This is a genomic window from Oceanicella actignis, assembly GCF_900111545.1.
Lineage (GTDB): Bacteria > Pseudomonadota > Alphaproteobacteria > Rhodobacterales > Rhodobacteraceae > Oceanicella > Oceanicella actignis.
In genome coordinates, this window is sequence record NZ_FOHL01000005.1 from 64,556 (window position 1) to 86,337 (window position 21,782).

The following is a 21,782-nucleotide window of genomic DNA, read 5'->3' on the forward strand; positions in this document are numbered from 1 at the left end:
GCGCCATGCGGTCGAACAGGATCATCCACGTCATCTCCGCCCATGCCGAGGGCGAGGTCGGCGACGTCATCGTCGGCGGGGTCGCCCCGCCGCCGGGCGAGACGCTGTGGGCGCAGTCGCGCTGGATCGCGCGCGACGAGGCGCTGCGCAACTTCGTGCTCAACGAGCCGCGCGGCGGGGTGTTCCGCCATGTGAACCTGCTGGTTCCGCCCAGGGACCCGCGCGCGGACGCCGCCTTCATCATCATGGAGCCCGAAGACACGCCGCCCATGTCCGGCTCGAACGCGATCTGCGTGGCGACGGTGCTGCTGGATTCGGGCATCCTGCCCATGACCGAGCCCGAAACGCGCCTGACGCTCGAGGCGCCGGGGGGGCTGGTGCATGTGCGCGCCCAGTGCCGCGGCGGCAAGGCCGAGCGCATCTTCGTGCGCAACGTGCCCAGCTTCGCCGCCCGGCTCGACGCCGCGCTCGAGGTCGAGGGGCTGGGCGCGCTGACGGTCGACACGGCCTATGGGGGCGACAGCTTCGTGATCGTAGACGCGCGCGCGCTGGGCTTCGCGCTGCGCGCGGACGAGGCGCGCGACATCTCGGCGCTGGGCATGCGCATCACCCGCGCCGCCAACGAGCAGCTGGGCTTCGCGCATCCGCTCAATCCCGATTGGGATCATGTCTCGTTCTGCCTTTTCGCCGGTCCGATCGAACGGCGCGGGCGCGAGCTACGCGCCGGTTCGGCGGTGGCGATCCGCCCGGGCAAGGTCGACCGCTCGCCCACCGGAACGGGGGTGTCGGCGCGCATGGCGACGCTGCATGCGCGCGGCCTGATGGGCCCCGAGGACCGCCTGACGGCGGTTTCGCTGATCGGCTCGACCTTCTCGGGCCGCATCGTCGAGACCGGCGCGGTCGGCCCGCTGCCCGCCATCATCCCGGAGATCTCGGGCCGGGCGTGGATCACGGGCACGCATCAGCACATGCTCGACCCCGACGACCCCTGGCCGCAGGGCTATCGGCTGAGCGACACCTGGGGCGCGGGCTGAGCGCGGCGGCCCGGTCCGGGGCCGCCCCGACGCATCGGCCAGCCATGGGGGCGCCGTCCGCGGGGGGCGGGGGGATGCGGCGCAGCCCGACGCCCCGCGCCGCCATGGGGCGGGCCTCGCGGGTCGGGGGGCGGGTTTGGCGGGCGGGCGGTCGCGCGGGTTTGGCGGGCGGTTGGACGCGCGGGCGAGAAGGCGCGCTCAGCGCCGCGACAGGCGCCTGCGCCCTGCGCGTTCGTAGCGGCGGGCCAGGCGCTCGGGGTCGGCGCCGGCAAGGTAGAGCGCCAGCGTGCTCAGATTGATCCAGCCGCGCCGCAGCCAGCCGTCGCGCAGATAGCGCGCCGCGCTGGTGGTCGCCCCGGCGTCGAGCGGGCGCATGCGCAGCCGCCGCGCAAGGGCCACGTCCTCCATCAGCGCCACGGGCGGATGCCCGCCCGCGGCGCGATAGACCTGCGCGCGCACCAGGAGCCCCTGATCGCCATAGGGCAGACCGAACAGCCGCGCGCGCAGGTTGGCCCATCCGGCGGTCCAGCGCGCGGCGGCGCCCGGCGCGTCGAAGCGCAGGCGGAACCAGCCGGCCGCGTCGGGATGCGCGCGCATGTGGCGGCGCGCCGCCGCGCTCCAGCCGGGATCGAGCACCGTGTCGGCGTGCAGGAACAGCAGCCACGCGCCCCGCGCCGCCTGCGCCCCCGCGGCCAGCTGGCGCCCGCGCCCGCGGGGCGCCGCGACCAGCCGCGCGCCGATCTCCTCGGCCAGCCAGGCGATGTCGTCCTCCGAGCCGCCGTCGGCGATGACGAGCTCGGCGATCAGCCCCTCGCGCAGGCCCTCGGTCAGGGAGGCCAGCGTCGGACCCAGCCCCGCGGCGGCGTTGAGCGTCGGGATGACGACCGAGATGGGCGCGGGCATGGTTGCGCTCCTGCCTTGGATCGCGCCGCGTTTGCGGCGGCGAAAGCCTCGATAACAGGATGCGCCGCGCCGCGCGACGGCTATATTGCCCGCCATGCGGCGCGGCCCCGACGCGGCCGCCGCCGGAACGTCGGAAGAGAGGTCGCAAGATGAACGAAACGGTCGAGGAACGCGCCCCCGCGGCGCCCGCCGGCCTGCGCGGCCGCGTCGCGCCCGAGCGCGCGGTGCTTCGGATCGATGGGGATGATCCGCGCGGATTCCTGCAGGGCCTGGCGACCAACGACATGCGCAGGCTCGAAAGGGGGCCGGTCTATGCGGCGCTGCTGACCCCGCAGGGCAAGTATCTGTTCGACTTCATCGTCACCCCCGCCCCCGAGGGCGACGGCGTGCTGCTGGACCTGGCCGCCGACCGCGCGCCGGCGCTGGCGGCGCGGCTGGGCATGTATCGCCTGCGGCGCAAGCTGACCATCGCGCCGGCCGATCTGCAGGTCGTGCAGCTGTGGGGCGAGGGGTGGGAGCGCGCGCCCGGCGTCCTGCCCGATCCGCGCCATCCGGGGCTCGGCGGCCGCGTGCTGACCGCCGAGCCCGAGGCCGCGCTGGCCGGCGCGGCGCAAGCCGACGCGCAAGAGCGGCTGGCGCTGCGCGTGGCGCTGGGCGTGCCCGCTTCGGGCGTCGATCTGATCCCGGAAGAGACCTACATCCTCGAGGCCGGCTTCGAGCGCCTGAACGGCGTCGATTTCCGCAAGGGCTGCTATGTGGGGCAGGAGATCGTGGCGCGCATGAAGCACAAGACGCAGCTGCGCAAGGGGCTGGCGCGCGTCGCGCTCGAGGGCGCGGCCGCCCCCGGCGCCGAGCTCACGACCGAGGACGGGCGCGCCGCCGGGCGTCTGGGATCGGTGGCGGGGAAGGTTGCGCTGGCCCATCTGCGCTTCGACCGGGCCGAGGATCCGCTGCGCGCGGGGGCGGCGCGGGCGCGGCTGCTCGAACGGCTGGTTCCGGGCGAATAAGCCCGCGCTTACGCCCCGTTTGCGGCCGCGCAGAAGGCGCGGCGGGCGCGCTCCTGCGCGGCCTGGCCCCGTTCTTGCGGGCTTTGGCGCATAAGCGCGGGCTTGCGGCGGCGGGCGCAAGCCGCGCGCCTATTCCCGGCGCGTCCGGCCCGCGCCATGTGTGGCGGGCCGGCGCGGACGGTCCGCGCCGAGGCGACCGGAACCAAGGAGAGACCCCATGCGCAAACTTGCGATCGCCGCTCTGGCCATGACGCTGGCCGCGCCCGCTCTGGCCGAAGTCCCGAGCATGGACACGATGCTGGGCAAGACCGAGCAGGAGGTCCGCCAGACCCTGACCTCGATGGGCTTCGAGGTGCGCAAGCTCGAGCGCGAGGACGGCATGATCGAGGCCTACTTCGTCGGCCAGGGCAAGATGGGCGAGGTCTACGTCAACCCGCAGACCGGCAAGCCGGCCAAGCTGAAGATGAAATGAGGCAGGCCATGGCCGTGTCCGACCTTTCCGCAAGCGGGCGCCACGGCGCCCGCGAGATCCGGGTCTGGGACCCGCTGGTGCGCATCATCCACTGGTCGGTGGCGCTGGCGGCGCTGATCAACTCGTTCCTCGACGGCGAGGCGCTGCTGCACCACTGGCTGGGCTATGCGGCGGCGGGGCTGGTGGCGCTGCGCATGGTGTGGGGCGTCGTGGGGCCGCGGCCGGCGCGGTTCTCGTCCTTTCCGCCCAGCCTGTCGGCGGCGCGCGCGCATCTGGCCGAGCTGGCGGCGGGGACGCGGCGCGTCCATCTGTCTCATAACCCGCTCGGCGCGCTGATGGTCTGCAATCTCTGGGCGACCCTGGCCGCCCTGGCGGCGACCGGCTACATGATGGGAACGATGACGTTCTTCGGCGTCGAATGGGTCGAGGAGCTGCACGAAGCGGCCTGGAGCTGGCTCATGATCTCGGTGGCGCTGCATGTGGGGGGCGTGATCTTCGAAACCTGGCGCACGGGCGTGCCGCTGGTGCGGGCGATGATCGACGGGCGCAAGCGCATTCCCGAGGGGTTCGAGGCCGAATGATCGGCGCATGGCGACGCGCGGATCGGCGAGAGCGGCGGGCGGCGACGCTGGCCGCGATCATCGCCGCGCAGGCCCTGTGCGCCATGTTCTTCATCGGCGACGTGATCGTGGATTACGGTGAAACCGGCCATCTGGACGAGGTGCACTTGGCCGTCGAGGCCTTCGCCGCCCTGGCGCTGAGCGGCGGCGTCGCCTTCCAGATGGTCGAGCTGCGCCGCCTTCTGGCCCGCATGGACAGCATGGAGACCGGCCTGCGCGCCGCGCGCGGCGAGATGGCGCAGCTGGTCGAGGGCTTTTTCGACCGCTGGGGCCTGACCGCCGCCGAGCGCGAGGTGGCGATGCTGCTGCTCAAGGGGTTCGACAACGAAAGCGTGGCCGAGATCCGTGGCACGGCCAAGGGCACGGTCCGCGCCCAGACGGCGGCCATCTACGCCAAGGCGGGGGTGGACGGGCGCGCGCAGCTCATCAGCCTGTTTCTCGAAGAGCTTCTGGCCGACCCCCAACCCCAGTCCCGACCCGCGCCCGGCGTCCGCTGAGGGGCGCGCGAGGTCAGCCGCCGGCGGCGCGCTCTTCGGCCAGCAGCGCGGCCAGCCCGGCGCGGTAGTCGGGATAGGCCAGCTCGACGCCCAGCTCCTCGCGGATGCGCCGGTTCGAGGTGCGCTTGCTTTCGGCGTAGAAGCTGCGCGCCATGGGGGTCATCTCGGCGGTCTCGAAATCCTCGGCCGGGGGCAGGGGCGCGCCCAGCAGCCGCGCGGCCTCGGCGATGACGTCCTCGGGCGGGGCGGGCAGGTCGTCGCACACATTGTAGGCGGCGCCGGGCGAGGGGCGGGCCATCGAGGCCTCGAGCGTGCGCGCCACATCCTCGACATGGATGCGCGAGAACACCTGCCCCGGCTTGACGATCCGCCGCGCCTTGCCCGCGCGCACCTTGGCGAAGGGGCCGCGGCCGGGGCCGTATATGCCCGCCAGGCGAAAGATGTGCAGCGGCAGGCCGCGCTCGCGCCAAAGGGCGCTCCATGCGTCCTCGGCCGCCACGCGCAGCGCGCCGCGGGCGGTCGAGGGGCGGCGCTCGGCGCGTTCGTCGATCCATGCGCCGCCGCGGTCGCCATAGACGCCGGTGGTGGACAGATAGCCGACCCAGGCGAAGTCCCCCGCGCGCGCGGCGATTGGCGCGCGCAGCCGCGCCAGCACGGGGTCGCCCTCTTCGGGAGTCGGCGCGGCCGAGATCAGCAGATGCGTCGCCTGCGACAGCGCCTCGAGCGCCGGGGCGGGGTCGTCGCCGGGCCAGAGCAGGGGCTCGACGCCGCTTGCGGCCAGGGCGCGGGCCTTGTCGGGGCTGCGCGTCGCGCCGATCACGCGCCAGCCGCGCGCCAGCAGGCGCGGCGCCAGATGGGCGGCGCAATAGCCATGGCCAAGGGTCAGCATCACGGGCATTTGCGCGGGTCTCCTCCAACGGCTACGGTCCGGCCCGGAACATAGAGCGGAGCGCAAGCGAATGCGACACATCACCCGAAGGCGCCGGGCGGCGGCGCCGGCCGCCGCGCTGGCGGCGGCGCTGGCCGCCGGGCTGGCCGCCGCGCCGGCGGCGTGGGCCGAGGGGCGGGCGCCCGCATCGGCGCAGGCCCCCGCGGGGCAGGGAGCCCCCGCGCGCGTGCGCGACTACGCGGCGTGCGTGGCGCTGCTCGACGCCGATCCGGCCGCCGCGCGCGAGGCCGCGGCCGAGTGGCGGCGCTTCGGCGGCGGCGCCCAGGCGGGCATCTGCGAGGCGCTGGCCCTGTCGGCGCTGGGCGCCCAGGCCACGGCCGCCCGGCTGCTCGATCAGCTGGCCGCCGAAGAGGCCGGGTCCGCGCCGCCCGAGCGGCTGCGCGCCATGCGGGCGCTGGCGGCCGATCTGTGGCTGGCCGCGCGGCGGCCCGAACAGGCGCTGGCCTCGCTTGCGGCGGCGCTGGACGTGGCGCCGGGCGATCCGGCCCTGCTGGCCGCGCGCGCGCAGGCGCGGGCGATGACGCAGGACTGGGCCGGCGCGCGCGCCGATCTGGACGCCGCCCTGCGCGCCGCGCCCGGCGCGCCGGCGCTGCTCGTCGCGCGCGCCCAGGCGCGGGCGGCGCTGGGCGACGCGGCCGGCGCGCTGGCCGACGCCGAGGCCGCGCTGGCCGCCGCGCCCGAGGACACGCAGGCCTGGCTCGAGGCCGGTCGTGCGCTCGAGGCGCTGGGCCGGCGCGACGCGGCGCGCGAGCGATACCTGGGCGCCATCGCCCGCGACCGCCAGGGGCCGACCGGCGCCGCGGCGCGCCGCGCCTTGCAGCTGATGGAGGCCGGGGGCTGAAGGGGCGCCCGGGCGCTCAGCCTTGCCCGAGGCCGCATGCGGGGGCGCAGGCGGCGCGCCATTCGTCCAGCACCTGCGGGTCGCGTTCGTCCGGCGGGGGGCCGAGTTCGGCCAGCGCCCGCGCTCCCACAAGCCGGCCCAGCGCCCATACCGCCGCGCCGCGCACCAGGGGGTCGGCGTCGCCGAGCAGGGCGCGCGCGCTGTCCGCCAGGGCCCGATCGCCGGAATTGCCGATGGCGACGAGCACGTTGCGCACGAAGCGTCCGCGTCCGATGCGCTTGACCGGCGAGCCCGAGAACACCTCGCGGAAGGCGCCGTCATCCAGCGCCGCCAGCTCGGCCAGGCGCGGGCGCGTCAGCTCGGGCCGGTGCAGATAGCCGATCTCGGCCGCGGCGCCGGCGAACTTGTTCCACGGGCAGACCGCCAGGCAGTCGTCGCAGCCATAGATGCGGTTGCCCAGAAGCGGGCGCATGGGGCGCGGGATGGGGCCCTTCAGCTCGATGGTCAGATAAGAGATGCAGCGCCGCGCATCGAGCTGGAACGGCGCCGGAAAGGCCGCGGTCGGGCACACGTCGAGGCATCGCCGGCACGAGCCGCAGCTTTGGGGCGCGGGCGCGTCGGCGGGCAGCTCGAGCGTGGTGAAGATCGCGCCGAGGAAGAACCAGCTGCCCAGCTCGCGGCTGACAAGGTTGGTGTGCTTGCCCTGCCAGCCCAGCCCGGCGGCGGCGGCGAGCGGCTTTTCCATCACGGGGGCCGTGTCGACGAAAACCTTGATCTGGCCGCCCGCGCGCTCGATCAGCCAGCGGCCCAGGCGCTTGAGCCGCTTCTTGACCAGGTCGTGATAATCCTTGCCGCGCGCATAGCACGACACCACCCCAAGCTCGGGCCGCGTCAGCGGCGCCCAGGGCGCGGGGTCGGGCTGGTAGGGCTCGGCCAGCATGACGACCGAGCGCGCCTCGGGCCACAGCGCCGCCGCCGAGCCGCGCCACGCCGCGCGCTCGGCCATCCACGCCATCTCGCCATGGCGGCCCGCGGCCAGAAAGGCGCGCAGCCGCTCGGCCGCTTCGGGAACCGCGTCGGGGCGGCACACGCCCATGGCGGCGAAACCCTCGGCGCGGGCCTGCGCGCGCAGCGCCTCGGCCAGCGCGCGGGCGTCGGCGGCGGGCGCGGGCTGGGCCGCGGTCATGGCGCGGCGGCCCGCATGGGGGCGCGGCGGGTGCTCATGCTTCAGCTTGCGGGCGCGGGCGGTCAGAAATCAAGGTCGGCGTAATGGGGCGGCGGCGGAAAGCCCGACATCAGGTCCGACAGCAGCGGGCGGAAGGCGGGGCGCGACTTGACGCGGGCATACCACTCGCGCGCGGGCAGGCTGTGGTCCCAGTTCACGTCGCCGATGTAGTCAAGGCAGCTCAGATGCGCGGCGGCGGCGAAGTCGGCCACGGTCAGCTCGTCGCCGGCCAGCCATTTGCGCTTCTCGGCCAGCCAGCCGATGTATTCGAGGTGGATGGTCAGGTTGCGCAGCCCGGCGCGAATGCGCGCGCTGTCGGGATGCCCGCCGCCGCGCAGCTTCTTCATCACGCGCTCTTCGAGCAGGTTGGCGGTCACCTCGCGATGCATCTTGTCGTCGAACCAGGCGACCAGGCGGCGGGCCTCGGCGCGTTCGGCCGGGCTGCGGGGCAGCAGCGGGCGCTCGGGGCGCGTCTCTTCGAGGTACTCGAAGATGGCCGCGCTGTCGGCGACGACGGTTCCGTCGTCATCGACGAAGACGGGGGTCTGGCCGGCGGGGTTGAGGCGCAGGAAGTCCAGGTCCCGGGTCCAGGGGGTCTCCTCGGCCAGCACGGCCTCGATGCGCTTCTCGGCCAGAACCAGGCGGATCTTGCGGCAGAAGGGAGAGAGGGGCTGGTGGTGCAGACGTCGCATGGCGTGAGCGGACTCTCGTTGGGAGACGCCGGGGCGAGGCCCGGTTCGCGCCGGACCCTGCCCGAGCGCGCGGCGCGATGCAACAGCCGGGGCGCAGGGGCGGCCCGCGAAGCTTCGGCGCAGACCCTTGGCGCGGCGGCCTGCGCCGGGATGAGCGGCGTGGTGCGGAGGCGGGGCGGGGGCGGGGGACGACGCGGGGGCGGGGCGACGGCCCGGCGGCGCGGCCGCCGCCTTCGCGCCGGGCGGGCGGCGTCGTAGGCGTCGTGGGCGGCGCGATGCGGCCGTTGCGGGGCCTGTCGCGGGGGCGGCGCGGGGCGGGGGCGACGGCCCGGCGGCGCGATGCGACCATTGCTGCGCCTGTCGCGGAGGCGGCGTGGGGGCCTGCGCCGCCATGGCGGCGCGGAGGCGGCTGCGCGGCGGGCGTCAGCCATGCGCGCCGGCGCGCAGGATCGCGGCCGCGCGCCGAACGTCCCAGCCGCCGTCGCGCGATGTCAGCCTGGCGAGGGCGGCGCGCACCGCGCCGGCGGTTGCCGGGCGCGGGTCGGCCTCGGCCATGTCGCAGGCGATGCGCAGCGCGATGGTCGCCGCCTGCGTGCGCCGCGCCGCGCCAAGCGCCCGCCCACGAAGGCGCCGGGCCGCCTTCCCGTCGCCCTGCGCCGCCGCAAGGCGCGCGCGCATGCGCAGGACCTCGGCGCAGGTCCAGGTCTCTTCGGTGCGGGCCTCGGCCTTTTGCGCCTCGGCAAGCGCGATCTGCGCCGCGGGCAGGTCGCCCGCGCGAAGATGCGCCTCGGCCAGCACCGAGTTCAGCAGCGGAACGTAGTTGAACGGGTTCGCGGCGCGGAACTCGGCCACGCGCGACGCCAGATCGGCCATCTGCGCGGCGGCGGGGGCGTCGGGCTGCAGGCACAGCCCGCCGGCGAAAGGAAACAGCCGCGCGGCGGCGCGCATCACGCGAATGCCGTGCTTCTCGGACAGCGCGACGCCCTCGGCGGCGAGCTCGGCCATCTCGGCTCCTTGCCGCGCCAGCGCCCCCCACATGACCCTGAACGAGATCGCCTGCGCCAGCGAATGGGCGTGGTCGATGGCGCGCGCATGCGCGATCGCCCAGGCGCCCATCCGGCGCGCGCCGCGCAGATCGCCGCCGATCCACAGCGACATCGCCAGCAGGGCGGCGCAGATCTCGGCGTGATCGTATCCGTGCGCGTGCGCCAGCGGCAGATGCGCGTCGCGCTCATACTGCGCCAGCGCCCGCTCAAGCCTGCGCCGGGCCGTGGCCTGATCGCCCCGGTGCAGGGCCACCGCGCCGATCGCGCGCCCGCCGATCATGCGGAAGTCGTCGTCTGCGCATCGCTCGGCCGCCTTGCTAAGGGCCTTCGCGAAGCTGTCCGCGCGGCGATAGTCGGCGCGCACGAGCGCGTGGGAGTAAAGGCCGTTGAGCGCCAGAAGCTCGGCCTTCGCGTCGCCGACCGCGCGCGCAAGCGCGACCGCCTGCCGGCCCAGCTCGGCGCTGCGGTCCGACGCGATCCCGAAGCGCGAACGCTCGACCGCGGCCAGGCCCGCCACCGCGCGCAGCCGGTCGCGGTCGACCTCGGGCCCGGCGGGCAGCCGCGCCAGGGCGTCCATCGCCATGTCGAGATGGCGCCCCGCCTCGGGCAGGGCCGAGCGCACAAGGTATCCCAGCCCCGCTTCGAGCGCATGCCGCGCGGCGTTGGCCCAGTCGCGGCCGGCAAGCGCATGCCGGGCCAGAATGTCGGGTCGATGGGGCGCGCCGCCCTCGCGCGCAAGCGCGCGATAGACCGCCAGGTGCAGCCTTTCTCGCGCCGGTCCGGCGAGCCGCTCGAGGACCACGTCCCGGCACACCTGATGGCGGAACGCGATCGTCTCGCGGCCGTGGGCGAGGGTGCGCTCGATCAGCCCGGCCCGGTCGAGCGCGGCAAGCGCGGCGTCGACCGTGCCTGCGTCGGCGCGCAGGATTCGCCCCAGCAAGGCGGGATCGGCCGGCGCCCCCAGCGCCGCCAGCGCCTCGATCGCCTCGCGGCCCGCGCTCAGGGCGTCGAGCCGCATGGCGACCGATTCGTAGATCGTGTGCGGAACCTCGACCGCGTCCGCCAGCTCGGCAAGCCGGCGCCGGCGCAGCGCGTGGCCCAATGATTCGAGCATCAACGGATTGCCGTCCGAGCGGCGAAGGATGTGCTCTCGGACCGACTGGGGAATCGGCGCGCCGGACAGCGCGCGATCGAGCAGAAGATTGGCGGCGTCCTCGGGCAGGGGCGGCAGGGCAAGCGCCCGATCGCGGCCCTGATCGAAGCCGGGCGGGGGGGCGTCGTCGCGTGTGACGACGATCATCAGGAACCGACTCCCCTCGAGCTGCGCTTGCCGGGCGGCGCGGCTCAGCAGCGCGCGGGTGGCGTCGTCGGCCCATTGCGCGTTCTCCAGAACCGCCGCCGTCGGCCGGTCGTCGCCCGCGACGATCCAGCGGGCGAGCAGATCGAGGATGGCGGCGCGCTCGTCCGCGCCCGATCCGGCGTCGCCTTCGGGCGCGGCGGCCAACCCCACGAAGCGCGCCGTGCGTTCGGCGCTCTCGGGGGCGGCGCCCAGAAGGGCGGCGAGCGCGGCGGGCGGCGGGTCGGGGCCGGTCAGCTCGGCCAGGGCCTCGGCCACCGGCCGCAGGGGCGAGTGCGTCGCCATCGCGCTGGCCCGAAGGCGGATGACGCGGGCCGAGGGGCCGACCTCGCGCGTCAGGAAGTGCTGGACCAGGGCGGATTTTCCGATCCCCGGGCCGCCATGGATGGTCAGCGTCGCCGGATGCCCGCGCCGCGCGCGCCGCCACAGCTTGCGCAAGAGCGCCGTTTCCGCCGCGCGATCGAGCAGCGCGACCGGCCGATCCGCCGCCGGGGCGGACATGCCGACGACGCGAAACACCTCGGCCGGCTCGGAAAAGCCCCGCAGGCGGACCGATCGCGGCGCGCCGTATGCCACCGCCGCCGCGGTCAGCTCGCGCGTGGCGCGGTCGACGATGATGGCGTTGGGCCGCGCCAGGGCCTGAAGTCGGGCGGCCCGGTTCACCGCCGGTCCGACCAGGTGGACGCCGCCGGGGGCGTCCTCGCCCCGTTCCCCGACCAGGGCCTGACCCGAGGCGATGCCGATCCGGGTGGCGATGCGCACGGGCGCGCGCCCGGCGAAGGTCACGGGCGCGCGCGCCAGCGCGCCTTGCAGCTCGGACGCCGCCGCAACGCAGCGTTCGGCGAACCCCTCGACGACGCGAGGATAGCCGAACAGCAGCACCAGCCCGTCGCCTTGCGACATGGCCAGGTGGCCGTCATGGCGCGCCGCGATCCGTTGCGCGGTCTGGCAATAGCGCTGAAGGACGATCTGCATCCGGTCGATGCCCAGCTCTTCGCCCAGGCGCGTCGCGCCCACCATGTCGCAGAACAATACGCTCAACCTGCGCAGCTGGACGGCGCCCGCAAGCGCGTCGTCCCGGGGCGGCGCGCCGCCTTCGGCGCGCGCGCCAAGCTCGGCCACGGCCCTGAGCAGGCGCTTGCGCTCTCCGAGGTTGAGGCCAAGCCCCTTGAGGTCCTCCTCGTCGAGCAGCGGCAGCACGGACATGTCCACATCCTCGGCCGCCAGCCGGTCGCGCAGCCGCTCGAGGCCGATGCGGGAAAGAAACTCGGACAGCCGTCCAGGCCCCTGGGTCACGTCGCCGATCCTTTCCACTCCGCGCGGCCTGGGCCGGATGCACGAGCGTCATCCTAGCACGAGAGCGGCCGCGCGCGGACCGCAAAGGCGCCGATCCGCGCCGCCGGAAGGCGCGGGGAGCGGGGGCGGGGGCCTGGGCGCGCGTGGGCCGGCCCGGGCGCGCCGCGTCGCGCGCCCAGCCTGCGCGTGTCGGGCGTGTGCGGCGCGGGCGCCCGGCGCCGATGCGCCGCGCGCGGCCCTCAGGCGGCCTTCGTCGCGGGGCCCGCGGCGTCGAGCCGTCCGGCGGCGATCGCCGACAGCGCAATCATGAGCGTCGCCGTCCCCAGCATCAGCGCCAGCCCGCCGACCTGGTAGGTGAGCCCGGAGAGGGCGGTTCCAAGCAGCCGTCCCGCCGCGTTCGCCATGTAGTAGAAGCCCACATCCATCGTCACCCGTTCGGTCCTCGAAAAGGCCAGGATCAGGTAGGAATGCAGCGCCGAGTTGATCGCGAAGATCGCGCCGAACGCCAGCAGCCCCACCGCCAGCGCGGCGGTGAACCAGGGCTGCGGCCCGTCCGCGGCCAGCGCCGCGGCGGTCAGCGCGCCGGGGATGACCGCCAGCGCCCAGGCCCAGCCGCGCGCTCCGGCGATCAGTTCGCGCTCGGAGCGCTCGCCCGCGCGCAACAGCCCGGGCGCCAGGGCCTGCATCGCGCCATAGAGAACGACCCACAGCGCCATGAAGGCCCCGACCGTGAAGAAGGCCGCGCGCGCGCCCTCGGCCGAGCCGTCCGAAAGCGCGGCGTGAAAATGGATCGGCACGCCGACCACGAACCACACGTCCCGCGCGCCGAACAGGAACACCCGCGCCGCCGACAGCCGGTTGACGTTCGCCGAGGTGGAGAAGATCTCGGCGAATTTCGCCCCCTTGCGCCCCCTTGGCAGGTTCGGCGGCATGGCCGCCAGCGTGGCCGCAAGGATCGCCGCCAGCGCCGCCGCCATCCCCAGCACGGCCCCCGCGAAGCCGACCGTGGCCAGCAGCGACGCGCCCAGCGCAAAGCCCAGCCCCTTGACCGCGTTCTTCGACCCCGTGAGGATCGCCGTCCAGCGGAACAGGGCGCCCCGCGCGTCCGGCGCAAGGATCTTGACCGCCGATTTCGAGGACATCTTGGCAAGATCCTTGGCCACGCCGCTCACCCCCTGCACGAGCATGACGAAGGCGACCGAAGGCCCCACGCCCCATGCCGGGTCGAGCTGCGCCAGCGCCGCAAGCGCCGCGACCTGAAGCGCCAGCCCCGCGTAAAGCGTCGAGGCCAGACCGAAGCGCGCCGCGATCCAGCCGGCGGACAGATTGGCCGCCATGCCCGCGATCTCGTAAAGCAGGAACAGATAGGCCAGCTGGACCGGCGTGAAGCCGAGCGTGTGAAAATGCAGCAGCACCAGCATGCGCAGCGCGCCGTCGGTCAGCATGAACGCCCAGTAGGCCGCGGTGACGGCGACATAGGCGCCCAGGCCCCGAGGGCGCGCGCTCACAGCGACGCTCCGACCATCAGCGCCACGTCCACGAGGCGGTGGGCATAGCCCATCTCGTTGTCATACCAGGCGAAGACCTTCGCCTGCGTGCCGTCCACGACCATGGTCGAGGGCCCATCCACGACGCCCGAGCGCGTGTCGTTGACGAAATCGGCCGAGACGAGCGGGCGCTCCTCATAGCCCAGAACGCCCCGCAGCGGGCCCTCGGCGGCGGCCTTGAACAGCGCGTTGACCTCTTCGGCCGTCGTCGGCCGGCGCAGCTCGAACACGCAATCCGCCAGCGAGGCGTTCAGAAGCGGCACGCGCACCGCATGGCCGTTCAGGCGGCCTTCGAGCTCGGGATAGATCAGCGTGATCGCCGTCGCCGAACCCGTGGTGGTCGGGATCAGCGAGTTGAGCGCCGAGCGCGCGCGGCGCAGGTCCTTGGCGGGCCGGTCGGCGATGGTCTGGGAGTTGGTCGCGTCATGGATCGTCGTCATGGAGCCATGACGGATGCCGATCGCCTCGTGCAGAACCTTGACCACCGGCGCAAGGCAGTTGGTGGTGCAGCTGGCCGCCGTCACGATGCGGTGGCGCGCGGGGTCGTAGCTGCGGTGATTGACGCCGTAGACGATGTTCGCCGCCTCGTCGTCCTTCACCGGCGCCGAGACGACCACCTTCCTGACCCCCGCGTCGAAACAGGGCGCCAGCCGGGCCGCCGTCCTGAAGGCGCCGGTGCAGTCGATGAGGACGTCCACGCCCGCGAGCGGCAGCGCCCCGAGCTCGCGCGCGCCGACGAAGGGCAGCCGCACGCCGTCGATGGTCACGCTTTCGCCGTCATGGGCGAAGCGGGCGTTCCATCGGCCATGGACGGTGTCGAACTCGAGCAGATGCGCGTGCATCGCCGGATCGCCCGCCGCATCGTTGATCCAGGCGATCCGGGCGCCCCTTTCAAGAAGCGCCCGCAGGGCCAGCTTGCCGATGCGGCCAAGGCCGTTGAGAGCGTAGACGGTCATGCGTGCGTCTCCTTGCGGCCGGTCGCGGCGGCCGCTCCTTGCGAGTGAAGCCTGCCCGGCGCATCGCGCCCGCCGGCCCGTCGGGCCCGGCCGGGCCGCGCGCGGCGGGGCGGGGACGGCGCCTGGCGCTGGCGGCGGCTCATGTCCGGTTTCCCTTGCAGATGCGGATCATGGGCGCGGTCCGCCCGCGCGGACTTGCGCCGCCGCATCACTGAGCCGATTCGTGTGACAGTCGCAATCGCGCCGCGCCCGCCGCCGGCGCCCGGGCGCGGGCGGATGGCTCGGCGGGCGCCGCGCTCCCGCCCCTGGCGGCGAGGGCGCGGCGCGGGTTGGCGGCGGCGCGGTCCTGGCGCTCCGCGCGCAGGGCCCCGGCCTGCGATCCGCCGCGACGGGGGCGGGGCGGCGGGGCAGGCCGGCGGGGCGGTCGGCGGGGAGGAGCGTCGGCCCGCCGAAGGACCTGCCGCGCGCTCGGCGCGCGTTCGCCGCGCTGGGGCGCGGCTCCGGTCGGCTGGACGATGCGCGGCGCCGGCCCGCGCCTTCGGCGCGCGCATGGGCGCGGGCCGAGCACGCGCGCGGGCCTGCGCAGGCTGCCGGCGCCTTCGGCGCGGGCATGGGCGCGGGTCGGCCGCGCTTCGCCGCGACAGGCCGGGGCGCGGCGGCCGGCCCCGGCGGCGGGTCACGCGGCGGCGAAGGCGTCGCGGTAGCGCTCGCGCAGCAGGTTCTTCTGCACCTTCCCCATGGTGTTGCGCGGCAGCTCGTCCACGAAGACGTATTCGCGCGGGTGCTTGAAGCGCGCCAGCGCCGCGCGCACGGCCTGCTCCAGCGCCGCGCGCTCGGGCCTGGCGCCCTTTTCGGGCACGATCACCGCCAGCGGGGTTTCGCCGAAATCCGGGTGCGGCACGCCGATGACGGCGCTTTCCTTCACCCCCGGCTGGGCGTCGAGCACAAGCTCGATCTCCTTGGGATAGATGTTGTAGCCGCCCGAGATGATCAGGTCCTTGTTGCGCCCGACGATGTGGATGTAGCCGTCGGAATCGACCATGCCCAGATCGCCCGTGATGAAGAACCCGTCCTCGCGCAGCTCCTGCGCGGTCTTCTCGGGCATGCGCCAGTAGCCCTTGAACACGTTCGGCCCGCGCACCTCGATCTGGCCGATCTCGCCGGGGGGCAGCTCGGCGCCCGTCTCGGGATCGGTGATCCTGATCTCGACCCCCGGCAGCGGAAAGCCGACCGTTCCGGCCCGGCGCTCGCCGTCATAGGGGTTCGAGGTGTTCATGTTCGTCTCGGTCATGCCGTAGCGCTCGAGAATCCGATGCCCCGTGCGCTCTTCGAAGGCGCGGTGCGTCTCGGCCAGAAGCGGCGCCGAGCCCGAGACGAACAGGCGCATGTGCGCCACCAGCTCGCGCGTCAGGCGCGGATCGTCCAGAAGGCGCGTGTAGAAGGTCGGCACGCCCATCATGGCCGTCGCGCGGGGCAGGTTCTCGATGATCTGGTCGATGTCGAACCGGGGCAGGAAGATCATGCTCGCGCCCGCGGCCAGCACGACGTTCGTCGCCACGAAAAGCCCGTGGGTGTGGAAGATCGGCAGCGCATGCAGCAGAACGTCGCGCTCGGTGAAGCGCCAGACCTCGGTCAGGGTCAGCGCGCTGGACAGAAGGTTGCCCTGCGTCAGCATCGCCCCCTTCGAGCGGCCCGTCGTGCCCGAGGTGTAGAGCAGGGCGGCCAGGTCGTCCTCGTCGCGGTCGACGGTGGCGAAGCGGTCGCTCCGGCCGGCGGCGCGCTCGGTCAGCGAGCCGCTTCCGTCGGCGGCCAGCGTCTCGAGCCGCGCGCCCAGACGCCGGGCCATCGCGCCGATCTCGTCCTTGCGGGCCGGGTCGCAGACGATCAGCCCCGCGCCGCTGTTCTCGATGAAGTAGCTCAGCTCGTCCGAGGTGTAGGCGGTGTTGAGCGGCAGGAACACAAGCCCCGCCCGCACGCAGGCGGCGTAGAGCATCAGCGCCTCGGGCGACTTCTCGACCTGCGCCGCGACCCGGTCGCCCGGCGCAAGCCCCATCTCGGTCATGGCGCCCGCGATCTGCGCGCTGCGGCTCAGGAACCGGGCGTAGCTGATCTCGCGCCCGTCGGGCAGGCGGATGAACGGCTTGGTCTTGCCTTCGTGGATGGCGAAGAGGCGGTCGTAAAGCGGGTTGGCCATGGCGTCATCGTTCCTCGGTGGGGCTGATCTGGGCGCGCTCGGCAAGCGCGCGGACTTCGGCGCTTGCGCGAACCTCGCGCCGGGCGACGAAAGCCTCGTGATTCTGCGCGACCTTGCCAAGGTCATACAGGTAGTTGACCATCGCGCCGCCCGATTGCGCGCGTCCCTTGGGCGAGACGTCGGCATCGGCGTGAACGGCGTGCACGATCGCGCCGTTGCCCAGGTGAAAGCGCGCGACGGGGTCGAAGGGCATGCCGTCGCGCCCCTTGGCGTTGAGCAGATACCACGCGGCCAGCCTGCGCATGCGCTCGGGGTCGGCGGGATCCCACGCGACGCCCTCGCGCTCGAGCCACTCGACCAGCCGCGGGATCGGCGAGAGCGTCACGAAGGTCGAAAGCTGCGGCAGGTCGGCGGCAAGGTCGGCCGCCACCTGCTTGATCAGCGAGTTGCCGAACGAAATCCCCGACAGGCCCTTCTGGCAGTTCGAGATCGAGTAGAAGACCGCCGCGTCGGCCTCTTCGGCGGGCAGCGGCGGGCGGTCCTCGGCCAGAAGCGCCTGGATCGAGCTGGGAACGCCGCGCGTCAGCGCCACCTCGACGAAGATCAGCGGCTCGTCCGGCATGGCGGGGTGAAAGAAGGCGTAGCAGCGCCGGTCCTCGGGCTGAAGGCGGCGGCGCAGATCGTCCCAGCTGTCGATGGCGTGCACCGCCTCGTAGGCGATGATCTTCTCGAGGATGTGCGCCGGGCTTTCCCAGCTGATCCTGCGCAGCACCAGAAAGCCGCGGTTGAACCACGAGGCGAACAGGTGGCGGAAGTCCTGGTCCAGCGCCTCGAGCGGCGGATCGCCGCGCCCCAGCCGCAGAAGGTCGGCGCGCATGCGCACAAGGCGCGTCGTCGCCCCCGGCGCCTGGTTGAGCCGGCGGATCAGCTCCTGGCGCGGCGGCTCGGCGGCGGCGGCGAAGGCCTGGTAGGTGTCGCGGGCGGGGCGCGCCTCGTAGCCCTCGAGCGCGGCGCGCACGGCCCGCGGGTCGATGTCCATCGTGCGCGCGACCTCGGACAGGAAGTCGCGCCGGCCCGCGTCGTCGAGCGCCTCGTAGCGGGCCAGAACGGCCTCGGCCAGCGCCAGCCCCGACGCCTCGCCCGCCGAGCCCAGCAGCGCATGGGCCAGCTCGGGCAGGGGCCGGTCCTCGAAGCGGGGCCGCACGCGCTCGCCGCGCTGGCGGCGCTCGAAGACGGTGGCCAGAAGATCGGCCAGCCGGGTCATTGCGCCGGCCCCATCACCGCGTCGGGCAGCCAGGTGGCCAGGCCCGGAAAGAGGCACAGCAGGATGATGGCCAGCACCATGCACCCCACATAGGGCAGCGAGCCGACCAGGATGGTGCGCAGCGAGATGTCGGGCGCGATGCCGTTGATGACATACAGGTTCAGCCCCACGGGCGGCGAGATCAGCCCGATCTCCATGTTGATCGTCAGCACCACGGCGAACCAGATCGGATCGAAGCCGGCGGTGGTGATGATCGGCAGCAGGATCGGCGCCGCCATCAGGATCACCGCCACGGGCGGCAGGAAGAAGCCCGCGACCAGCAGGAACAGGTTGACCGCGCCCATCAGCACCCAGCGGTTCACCTCCAGCGTGCCGATCCACTGGGCGATGGACTGGGTGATGAACAGGGCGCTGAGCATGTAGGAGAACACGCCCGCGGCGGCGATGATGAACAGGATCATCACGCTTTCGCGCGTGCTGTCGCGCAGCACCGCCCAGATCGCGCGCGGGTCCCACATGCGATAGATGACGATGGCGATCAGAAGGCACAGCAGCGCCCCCACCGCCGCCGTCTCGGACGGCGTCGCGACGCCGCCATACATGGCGTAGAGGACGCCCATGATGATGGCGACGAAGGGCAGCACGCGCGGCAGGATCTCGAAGCGCTCGGCCCACGAATAGCTGCGCGGGGCCAGCCGCGCCGCGTCGCCCGAGGCCCAGGTCGAGTAGAGCGACCAGGCCATGAACAGCGCCACCAGCAGCAGCCCCGGAACGACGCCGGCAAGGAACAGGCGGCCGATCGAGGTCTCGGTCGCGATGCCGTAGACGATCATCGTCACCGAAGGCGGGATCAGGATGCCCAGCGTGCCCCCCGCCGCGATCGAGCCGGCGGCCACGCCGTCGGGATAGCCGCGCTTGCGCATCTCGGGAATGCCCATCTTGCCGATGGCCGCGCAGGTGGCCGGGCTTGAGCCCGACATGGCGGCGAACAGCGCGCAGGCGCCCAGATTCGACATCACCAGCCCGCCGGGCACCCTGGTCAGCCAGCGCTCGAGCGCCTCGTAAAGGTCCGCGCCCGCCCGCGTGGACGAGATCGCCGCGCCCATGATGATGAACATCGGGATCGACAGCAGCGCAAAGTTGTCGAGCTTGCCGAAGAAGATCTCGGGCATCAGCTCGAGCGAGCGCGCGCCGTCGAAGATCATGAGGAACGCCGCCGACACGATCAGCAGCCCCAGCGCCACCGAGACCCCCGAGAACAGCACCAGGATGGTCGCGGCGGCCACGAGGGCGCCCAGAAGCAACGGATCCATCAGGCGGCCTCCAGTCCGAAGGGCTTGTCGTCGCCGGCGATCAGCGCCGCCAGATCCGCCGTCAGCTGCAGCAGCAGCAGCCCGAAGCCCACCGGCAGCGACAGGTAGGGAATCCACAGCCGCACGCCCCAGACCGTGTCCGAGCGCCAGCCGCGCTCCCACGCCACGTGCCAGTATTCGAAGCCGTGGAACAGCATCAGGGCGACGATGGCGATCGAGCCGATCGAGGTCGCCACCGCCAGCGCGAAGCGCGCCCGGCGGGGCAGGGCCAGCGGAACGAGGTCGACGTTGACATGCCCGCGCAGCAGCTGGACGTAGGGCAGGCCGACGAGCGTCGCGGCGACGACCAGGTAAACCACCGCCTCGGTTTGCCAGACGGTCGAGCCGTTCAGGACGAAGCGGATGAAGATCATCTGACAGGTGATGGCCACCGCGGCCAGGATCATGCCGGCGGCGCACCAGCCGGCGGCTTGCGAGATCGCCGCCACGACGCGCACGAAGGCCATGGGCGAGGGGGCGCGGGGCTGGGTGGACGGAGTTGCGGTCATGCGATGCTCCGGGGCGTGGAATGGGTTTGCGCAGGCGCCGGGGCGCCGAAGGCGACGACGGGGCGGCGCGCAGGCGCGGCCGCCCCGCCTCGCGTCACCGGATCACTCGACCGACAGGGCCAGATCCAGCAGCCGCTGGCCGTCGGGAACCTCCTCGACGAAGGCCTTGTAGGAGGTCCGGCGGGCGATCTCGCGCCATGCCTCGAAATCCTCGGGCGTCATCTCGGCGATCTCGACGCCCGCCTTGCGGAAGACCTCGACCGACTCGGCGTCCTGCTTCTTGGCCTCTTCAAGGTAGAAGGCCTCGGCCTTGGCGGCGGCGTCGCGCAGGGCCTTCCGCTGCTCGGGCGTCAGGCTTTCGAAGGTGGACTTGTTCATCAGGAGCGGCTGATACATGAACCACAGCGCCACGTCGCCCGCGGGGGTGTAGCAGCTGGCCACCTCGTAGATGCGATAGCTGACGAAGGACGAGGACGAGGTGTTCGCGCCGTCGAGAACGCCGGTCTGGAAGGCGTTGTAGATCTCGGACGAGGCCATGGACGCGATCGAGGCGCCCGCGCCCGCCAGCATCTGCTCGAACGACTTGCCCGCGGCGCGCATCTGCAGGCCCTTCACGTCCTCGGGGCCGGTGATGCACTTGTCCTTGCCCGCGAAGCCGCCCGCCAGATAGCCGTGGACCAGGACCATGACGTCGTCCTCGGCCATCTTCTTCTCCAGCTCCTTCATGAAGGGCGAGCGGACGAGGCGCGCGGCGTGGTCGTGGTTCTTCACCAGCCCCGGCATCAGGGTCAGGTTGTAGGCCGGCTGCTGGCCGGCGGCGTAGGCCAGCGGCAGCACGGTCATGTCGAGCTGGCCGCGCGAAAGCGGCTTGTATTGCTCGCGCGGCTTGAACAGGCTTTTCGAGCCGTAGATCTTGATCTCGAGCCCGACATTCGCCTTGGCGACCTCGTCGGCGACCATCTGCGCCACCCTGTGGCGCACGTCCTGGTTCGACCATTGATGCGACAGGCGCAGCTCGCGCGCCTCGGCGGCGCCGAGCGCGACGGCGGCGGCCGTCGCGGCCGCGAACGCCGTTGCAACGAACGATTTCATGGCTTTCCTCCCATGTGGCTTCGGTTCCGGTCCGCCGGTTCTGCGCCGGCTCGGGGGGCAGCATAGGGGCCGCGTGTTTTCCTGGTCAACTTTTTTGTATACAAGAACGCCGGGATTGCGTTCCAGAGGGTGGGATGATAGCCTTTTCCGCATGCAGGAAAGACGCGCCGACATCATCGCCCGCGAGCTCGAGGAGCGGATCTTCGACGGAACCCTTCCGGCCGGCGCGCGGCTGGACGAGGTGCGTCTGGCCGAGCATTTCGGCGTCTCGCGCACGCCGCTGCGCGAGGCCCTTCAGGGGCTGGCGCGCTCGGGTCTGGTCGAGCTGGTGCCCCGGCGCGGCGCCTTCGTGCGCAAGCTCGGCCCGGTCGAGCTCATGGAGATGTTCGAGGTCATGGCCGAGCTCGAGGTGGTGTGCGGGCGCCTTGCGGCCAAGCGCATCTCCGAGGCGGCGCTGGACGAGCTTCGGGCGGCCAACGCCCGCTGCCGCGCCGCGGTCGAGGCTGGCGATCCCGAGGCCTACTACGCCGGGAACGAGCGCTTTCACGGCATCATCTACCGCGAGTCCGGCAACGGCTTTCTCGAGGGCGAGACCCGCGCGCTGCACCGGCGCCTCAAGCCCTTTCGGCGCCGGCAGCTGCGGCTGCGCGGGCGCATGGCGCAGTCGATGCAGGAGCACGAGGCCATTCTGGCGGCGCTCGAGGCGGGCGACGAGGCGATGGCCGCCGAAGCCCTGCGCGGCCATGTGGCGATCCAGGGCGAGAAGTTCTTCTGCCTCATGTCCAGCCTGAAGCCCGCCGCGGCGGAGTGACCCGCGCGCGTCGCCGCGGGCGGGCGGCGTGCGCGTCCGTCAGACGCCGCGCCCCGCGGCCGAGGGGACGCCGCCCGCGGCCTTGCGCCCGCGCCGGGCCGGCCCCGGCTGCGCCCGA

Annotated in this window: 19 protein-coding genes; 7 read left to right on the top strand and 12 right to left on the bottom strand. The window is 73.4% G+C overall.

The annotated features are described in order from the left end of the window. Window positions 1-5 precede the first annotated feature (5 nt). Entirely contained in the window at window positions 6-1,034 is a 1,029-nt protein-coding gene (locus tag BMW67_RS09300) for a trans-3-hydroxy-L-proline dehydratase (protein WP_072747271.1), read from the top strand. 198 nt (window positions 1,035-1,232) lie between these two features. Here BMW67_RS09300 and BMW67_RS09305 read toward each other — a convergent pair whose 3' ends face one another. Then, the gene (locus tag BMW67_RS09305) at window positions 1,233-1,937 is read right to left on the bottom strand and encodes a TIGR04283 family arsenosugar biosynthesis glycosyltransferase (protein WP_072747272.1); all 705 of its coding nucleotides are present in this window, start codon (window positions 1,935-1,937) and stop codon (window positions 1,233-1,235) included. 149 nt (window positions 1,938-2,086) lie between these two features. On the opposite strand from BMW67_RS09305, the gene ygfZ reads away from it, so the two are divergent. From ygfZ to BMW67_RS09325, 4 genes are all read left to right on the top strand, one after another. Beyond that, on the top strand, window positions 2,087-2,944 hold the full coding sequence (gene ygfZ / locus BMW67_RS09310; RefSeq protein WP_083581274.1) for a CAF17-like 4Fe-4S cluster assembly/insertion protein YgfZ: 858 nt from the start codon (window positions 2,087-2,089) through the stop codon (window positions 2,942-2,944). A 217-nt stretch (window positions 2,945-3,161) separates the two neighbouring features. After that, a complete protein-coding gene (locus tag BMW67_RS09315; protein ID WP_072747273.1) occupies window positions 3,162-3,416 on the top strand; it encodes a PepSY domain-containing protein in 255 nt (84 codons plus the stop codon). 8 nt (window positions 3,417-3,424) lie between these two features. Next, the gene (locus BMW67_RS09320; protein WP_072747274.1) at window positions 3,425-3,997 is read left to right on the top strand and encodes a cytochrome b/b6 domain-containing protein; all 573 of its coding nucleotides are present in this window, start codon (window positions 3,425-3,427) and stop codon (window positions 3,995-3,997) included. Beyond that, window positions 3,994-4,533, top strand: coding sequence for a helix-turn-helix transcriptional regulator (locus tag BMW67_RS09325; RefSeq protein WP_072747275.1), 540 nt, complete (start codon window positions 3,994-3,996; stop codon window positions 4,531-4,533). The genes BMW67_RS09320 and BMW67_RS09325 overlap by 4 nt, the downstream gene beginning before the upstream one ends. A 13-nt stretch (window positions 4,534-4,546) precedes the next feature. On the opposite strand, the gene BMW67_RS09330 is transcribed toward BMW67_RS09325, so the two are convergent. Further along, the gene (locus BMW67_RS09330) at window positions 4,547-5,431 is read right to left on the bottom strand and encodes an SDR family oxidoreductase (RefSeq protein WP_072747276.1); all 885 of its coding nucleotides are present in this window, start codon (window positions 5,429-5,431) and stop codon (window positions 4,547-4,549) included. 61 nt (window positions 5,432-5,492) lie between these two features. Between BMW67_RS09330 and BMW67_RS09335 the strand changes: the two genes are divergently transcribed. Next, window positions 5,493-6,323, top strand: a complete 831-nt coding sequence (locus BMW67_RS09335; RefSeq protein WP_072747277.1) for a hypothetical protein — start codon at window positions 5,493-5,495, stop codon at window positions 6,321-6,323. 16 nt (window positions 6,324-6,339) lie between these two features. Here BMW67_RS09335 and queG read toward each other — a convergent pair whose 3' ends face one another. The 10 genes from queG to dctP all read right to left on the bottom strand — a co-directional run bounded on the left by queG (window position 6,340) and on the right by dctP (window position 20,853). Further along, window positions 6,340-7,509 (bottom strand): tRNA epoxyqueuosine(34) reductase QueG, encoded by a 1,170-nt coding sequence (queG, locus tag BMW67_RS09340; protein ID WP_083581276.1) that lies wholly within the window; start codon window positions 7,507-7,509, stop codon window positions 6,340-6,342. A gap of 62 nt (window positions 7,510-7,571) precedes the next feature. Beyond that, window positions 7,572-8,240, bottom strand: coding sequence for an FtsZ-binding protein FzlA (gene fzlA / locus BMW67_RS09345; RefSeq protein WP_072747278.1), 669 nt, complete (start codon window positions 8,238-8,240; stop codon window positions 7,572-7,574). A gap of 423 nt (window positions 8,241-8,663) precedes the next feature. Then, window positions 8,664-11,939 carry an ATP-binding protein gene (locus BMW67_RS09350; RefSeq protein ID WP_072747279.1) on the bottom strand — a complete coding sequence of 1,092 codons (3,276 nt, stop codon included), beginning with the start codon at window positions 11,937-11,939 and terminating at the stop codon, window positions 8,664-8,666. Between the two features lie 239 nt (window positions 11,940-12,178). Then, a complete protein-coding gene (gene arsJ / locus BMW67_RS09355; protein ID WP_072747280.1) occupies window positions 12,179-13,447 on the bottom strand; it encodes an organoarsenical effux MFS transporter ArsJ in 1,269 nt (422 codons plus the stop codon). After that, a complete protein-coding gene (locus BMW67_RS09360) occupies window positions 13,444-14,442 on the bottom strand; it encodes an ArsJ-associated glyceraldehyde-3-phosphate dehydrogenase (protein WP_072747281.1) in 999 nt (332 codons plus the stop codon). Before BMW67_RS09360 ends, arsJ begins: the two co-directional genes overlap by 4 nt. 676 nt (window positions 14,443-15,118) lie before the next feature. Further along, complete coding sequence (locus tag BMW67_RS09365; RefSeq protein ID WP_072747282.1) at window positions 15,119-16,636, bottom strand: malonate--CoA ligase; 1,518 nt, start codon at window positions 16,634-16,636, stop codon at window positions 15,119-15,121. Window positions 16,637-16,640: 4 nt separating this feature from the next. Beyond that, window positions 16,641-17,900, bottom strand: coding sequence for a malonyl-CoA decarboxylase (locus BMW67_RS09370; protein ID WP_072747283.1), 1,260 nt, complete (start codon window positions 17,898-17,900; stop codon window positions 16,641-16,643). Beyond that, the gene (locus tag BMW67_RS09375; protein ID WP_072747284.1) at window positions 17,897-19,213 is read right to left on the bottom strand and encodes a TRAP transporter large permease; all 1,317 of its coding nucleotides are present in this window, start codon (window positions 19,211-19,213) and stop codon (window positions 17,897-17,899) included. Before BMW67_RS09375 ends, BMW67_RS09370 begins: the two co-directional genes overlap by 4 nt. Beyond that, window positions 19,213-19,761 carry a TRAP transporter small permease gene (locus tag BMW67_RS09380; RefSeq protein WP_072747285.1) on the bottom strand — a complete coding sequence of 183 codons (549 nt, stop codon included), beginning with the start codon at window positions 19,759-19,761 and terminating at the stop codon, window positions 19,213-19,215. The genes BMW67_RS09375 and BMW67_RS09380 overlap by 1 nt, the downstream gene beginning before the upstream one ends. A gap of 102 nt (window positions 19,762-19,863) precedes the next feature. Next, the gene (dctP, locus tag BMW67_RS09385) at window positions 19,864-20,853 is read right to left on the bottom strand and encodes a TRAP transporter substrate-binding protein DctP (protein ID WP_072747286.1); all 990 of its coding nucleotides are present in this window, start codon (window positions 20,851-20,853) and stop codon (window positions 19,864-19,866) included. A 151-nt stretch (window positions 20,854-21,004) separates the two neighbouring features. Here dctP and BMW67_RS09390 point away from each other — a divergent pair, with 151 nt between their 5' ends. After that, entirely contained in the window at window positions 21,005-21,664 is a 660-nt protein-coding gene (locus BMW67_RS09390) for a GntR family transcriptional regulator (protein WP_072747287.1), read from the top strand. Window positions 21,665-21,782 lie beyond the last annotated feature (118 nt).

Bases quoted from the DNA above. Each gene is read 5' to 3' on its own strand.
- BMW67_RS09380 (WP_072747285.1), bottom strand. From the start codon at position 19,761: ATGACCGCAACTCCGTCCACCCAGCCCCGCGCCCCCTCGCCCATGGCC.
- dctP (WP_072747286.1), bottom strand. From the start codon at position 20,853: ATGAAATCGTTCGTTGCAACGGCGTTCGCGGCCGCGACGGCCGCCGCC.
- BMW67_RS09335 (WP_072747277.1), top strand. From the start codon at position 5,493: ATGCGACACATCACCCGAAGGCGCCGGGCGGCGGCGCCGGCCGCCGCG.
- BMW67_RS09365 (WP_072747282.1), bottom strand. From the start codon at position 16,636: ATGGCCAACCCGCTTTACGACCGCCTCTTCGCCATCCACGAAGGCAAG.
- queG (WP_083581276.1), bottom strand. From the start codon at position 7,509: ATGACCGCGGCCCAGCCCGCGCCCGCCGCCGACGCCCGCGCGCTGGCC.
- BMW67_RS09390 (WP_072747287.1), top strand. From the start codon at position 21,005: ATGCAGGAAAGACGCGCCGACATCATCGCCCGCGAGCTCGAGGAGCGG.
- BMW67_RS09325 (WP_072747275.1), top strand. From the start codon at position 3,994: ATGATCGGCGCATGGCGACGCGCGGATCGGCGAGAGCGGCGGGCGGCG.
- BMW67_RS09375 (WP_072747284.1), bottom strand. From the start codon at position 19,213: ATGGATCCGTTGCTTCTGGGCGCCCTCGTGGCCGCCGCGACCATCCTG.
- BMW67_RS09305 (WP_072747272.1), bottom strand. From the start codon at position 1,937: ATGCCCGCGCCCATCTCGGTCGTCATCCCGACGCTCAACGCCGCCGCG.
- BMW67_RS09315 (WP_072747273.1), top strand. From the start codon at position 3,162: ATGCGCAAACTTGCGATCGCCGCTCTGGCCATGACGCTGGCCGCGCCC.
- BMW67_RS09300 (WP_072747271.1), top strand. From the start codon at position 6: ATGCGGTCGAACAGGATCATCCACGTCATCTCCGCCCATGCCGAGGGC.
- fzlA (WP_072747278.1), bottom strand. From the start codon at position 8,240: ATGCGACGTCTGCACCACCAGCCCCTCTCTCCCTTCTGCCGCAAGATC.
- ygfZ (WP_083581274.1), top strand. From the start codon at position 2,087: ATGAACGAAACGGTCGAGGAACGCGCCCCCGCGGCGCCCGCCGGCCTG.
- BMW67_RS09330 (WP_072747276.1), bottom strand. From the start codon at position 5,431: ATGCCCGTGATGCTGACCCTTGGCCATGGCTATTGCGCCGCCCATCTG.
- BMW67_RS09320 (WP_072747274.1), top strand. From the start codon at position 3,425: ATGGCCGTGTCCGACCTTTCCGCAAGCGGGCGCCACGGCGCCCGCGAG.
- BMW67_RS09360 (WP_072747281.1), bottom strand. From the start codon at position 14,442: ATGACCGTCTACGCTCTCAACGGCCTTGGCCGCATCGGCAAGCTGGCC.
- BMW67_RS09370 (WP_072747283.1), bottom strand. From the start codon at position 17,900: ATGACCCGGCTGGCCGATCTTCTGGCCACCGTCTTCGAGCGCCGCCAG.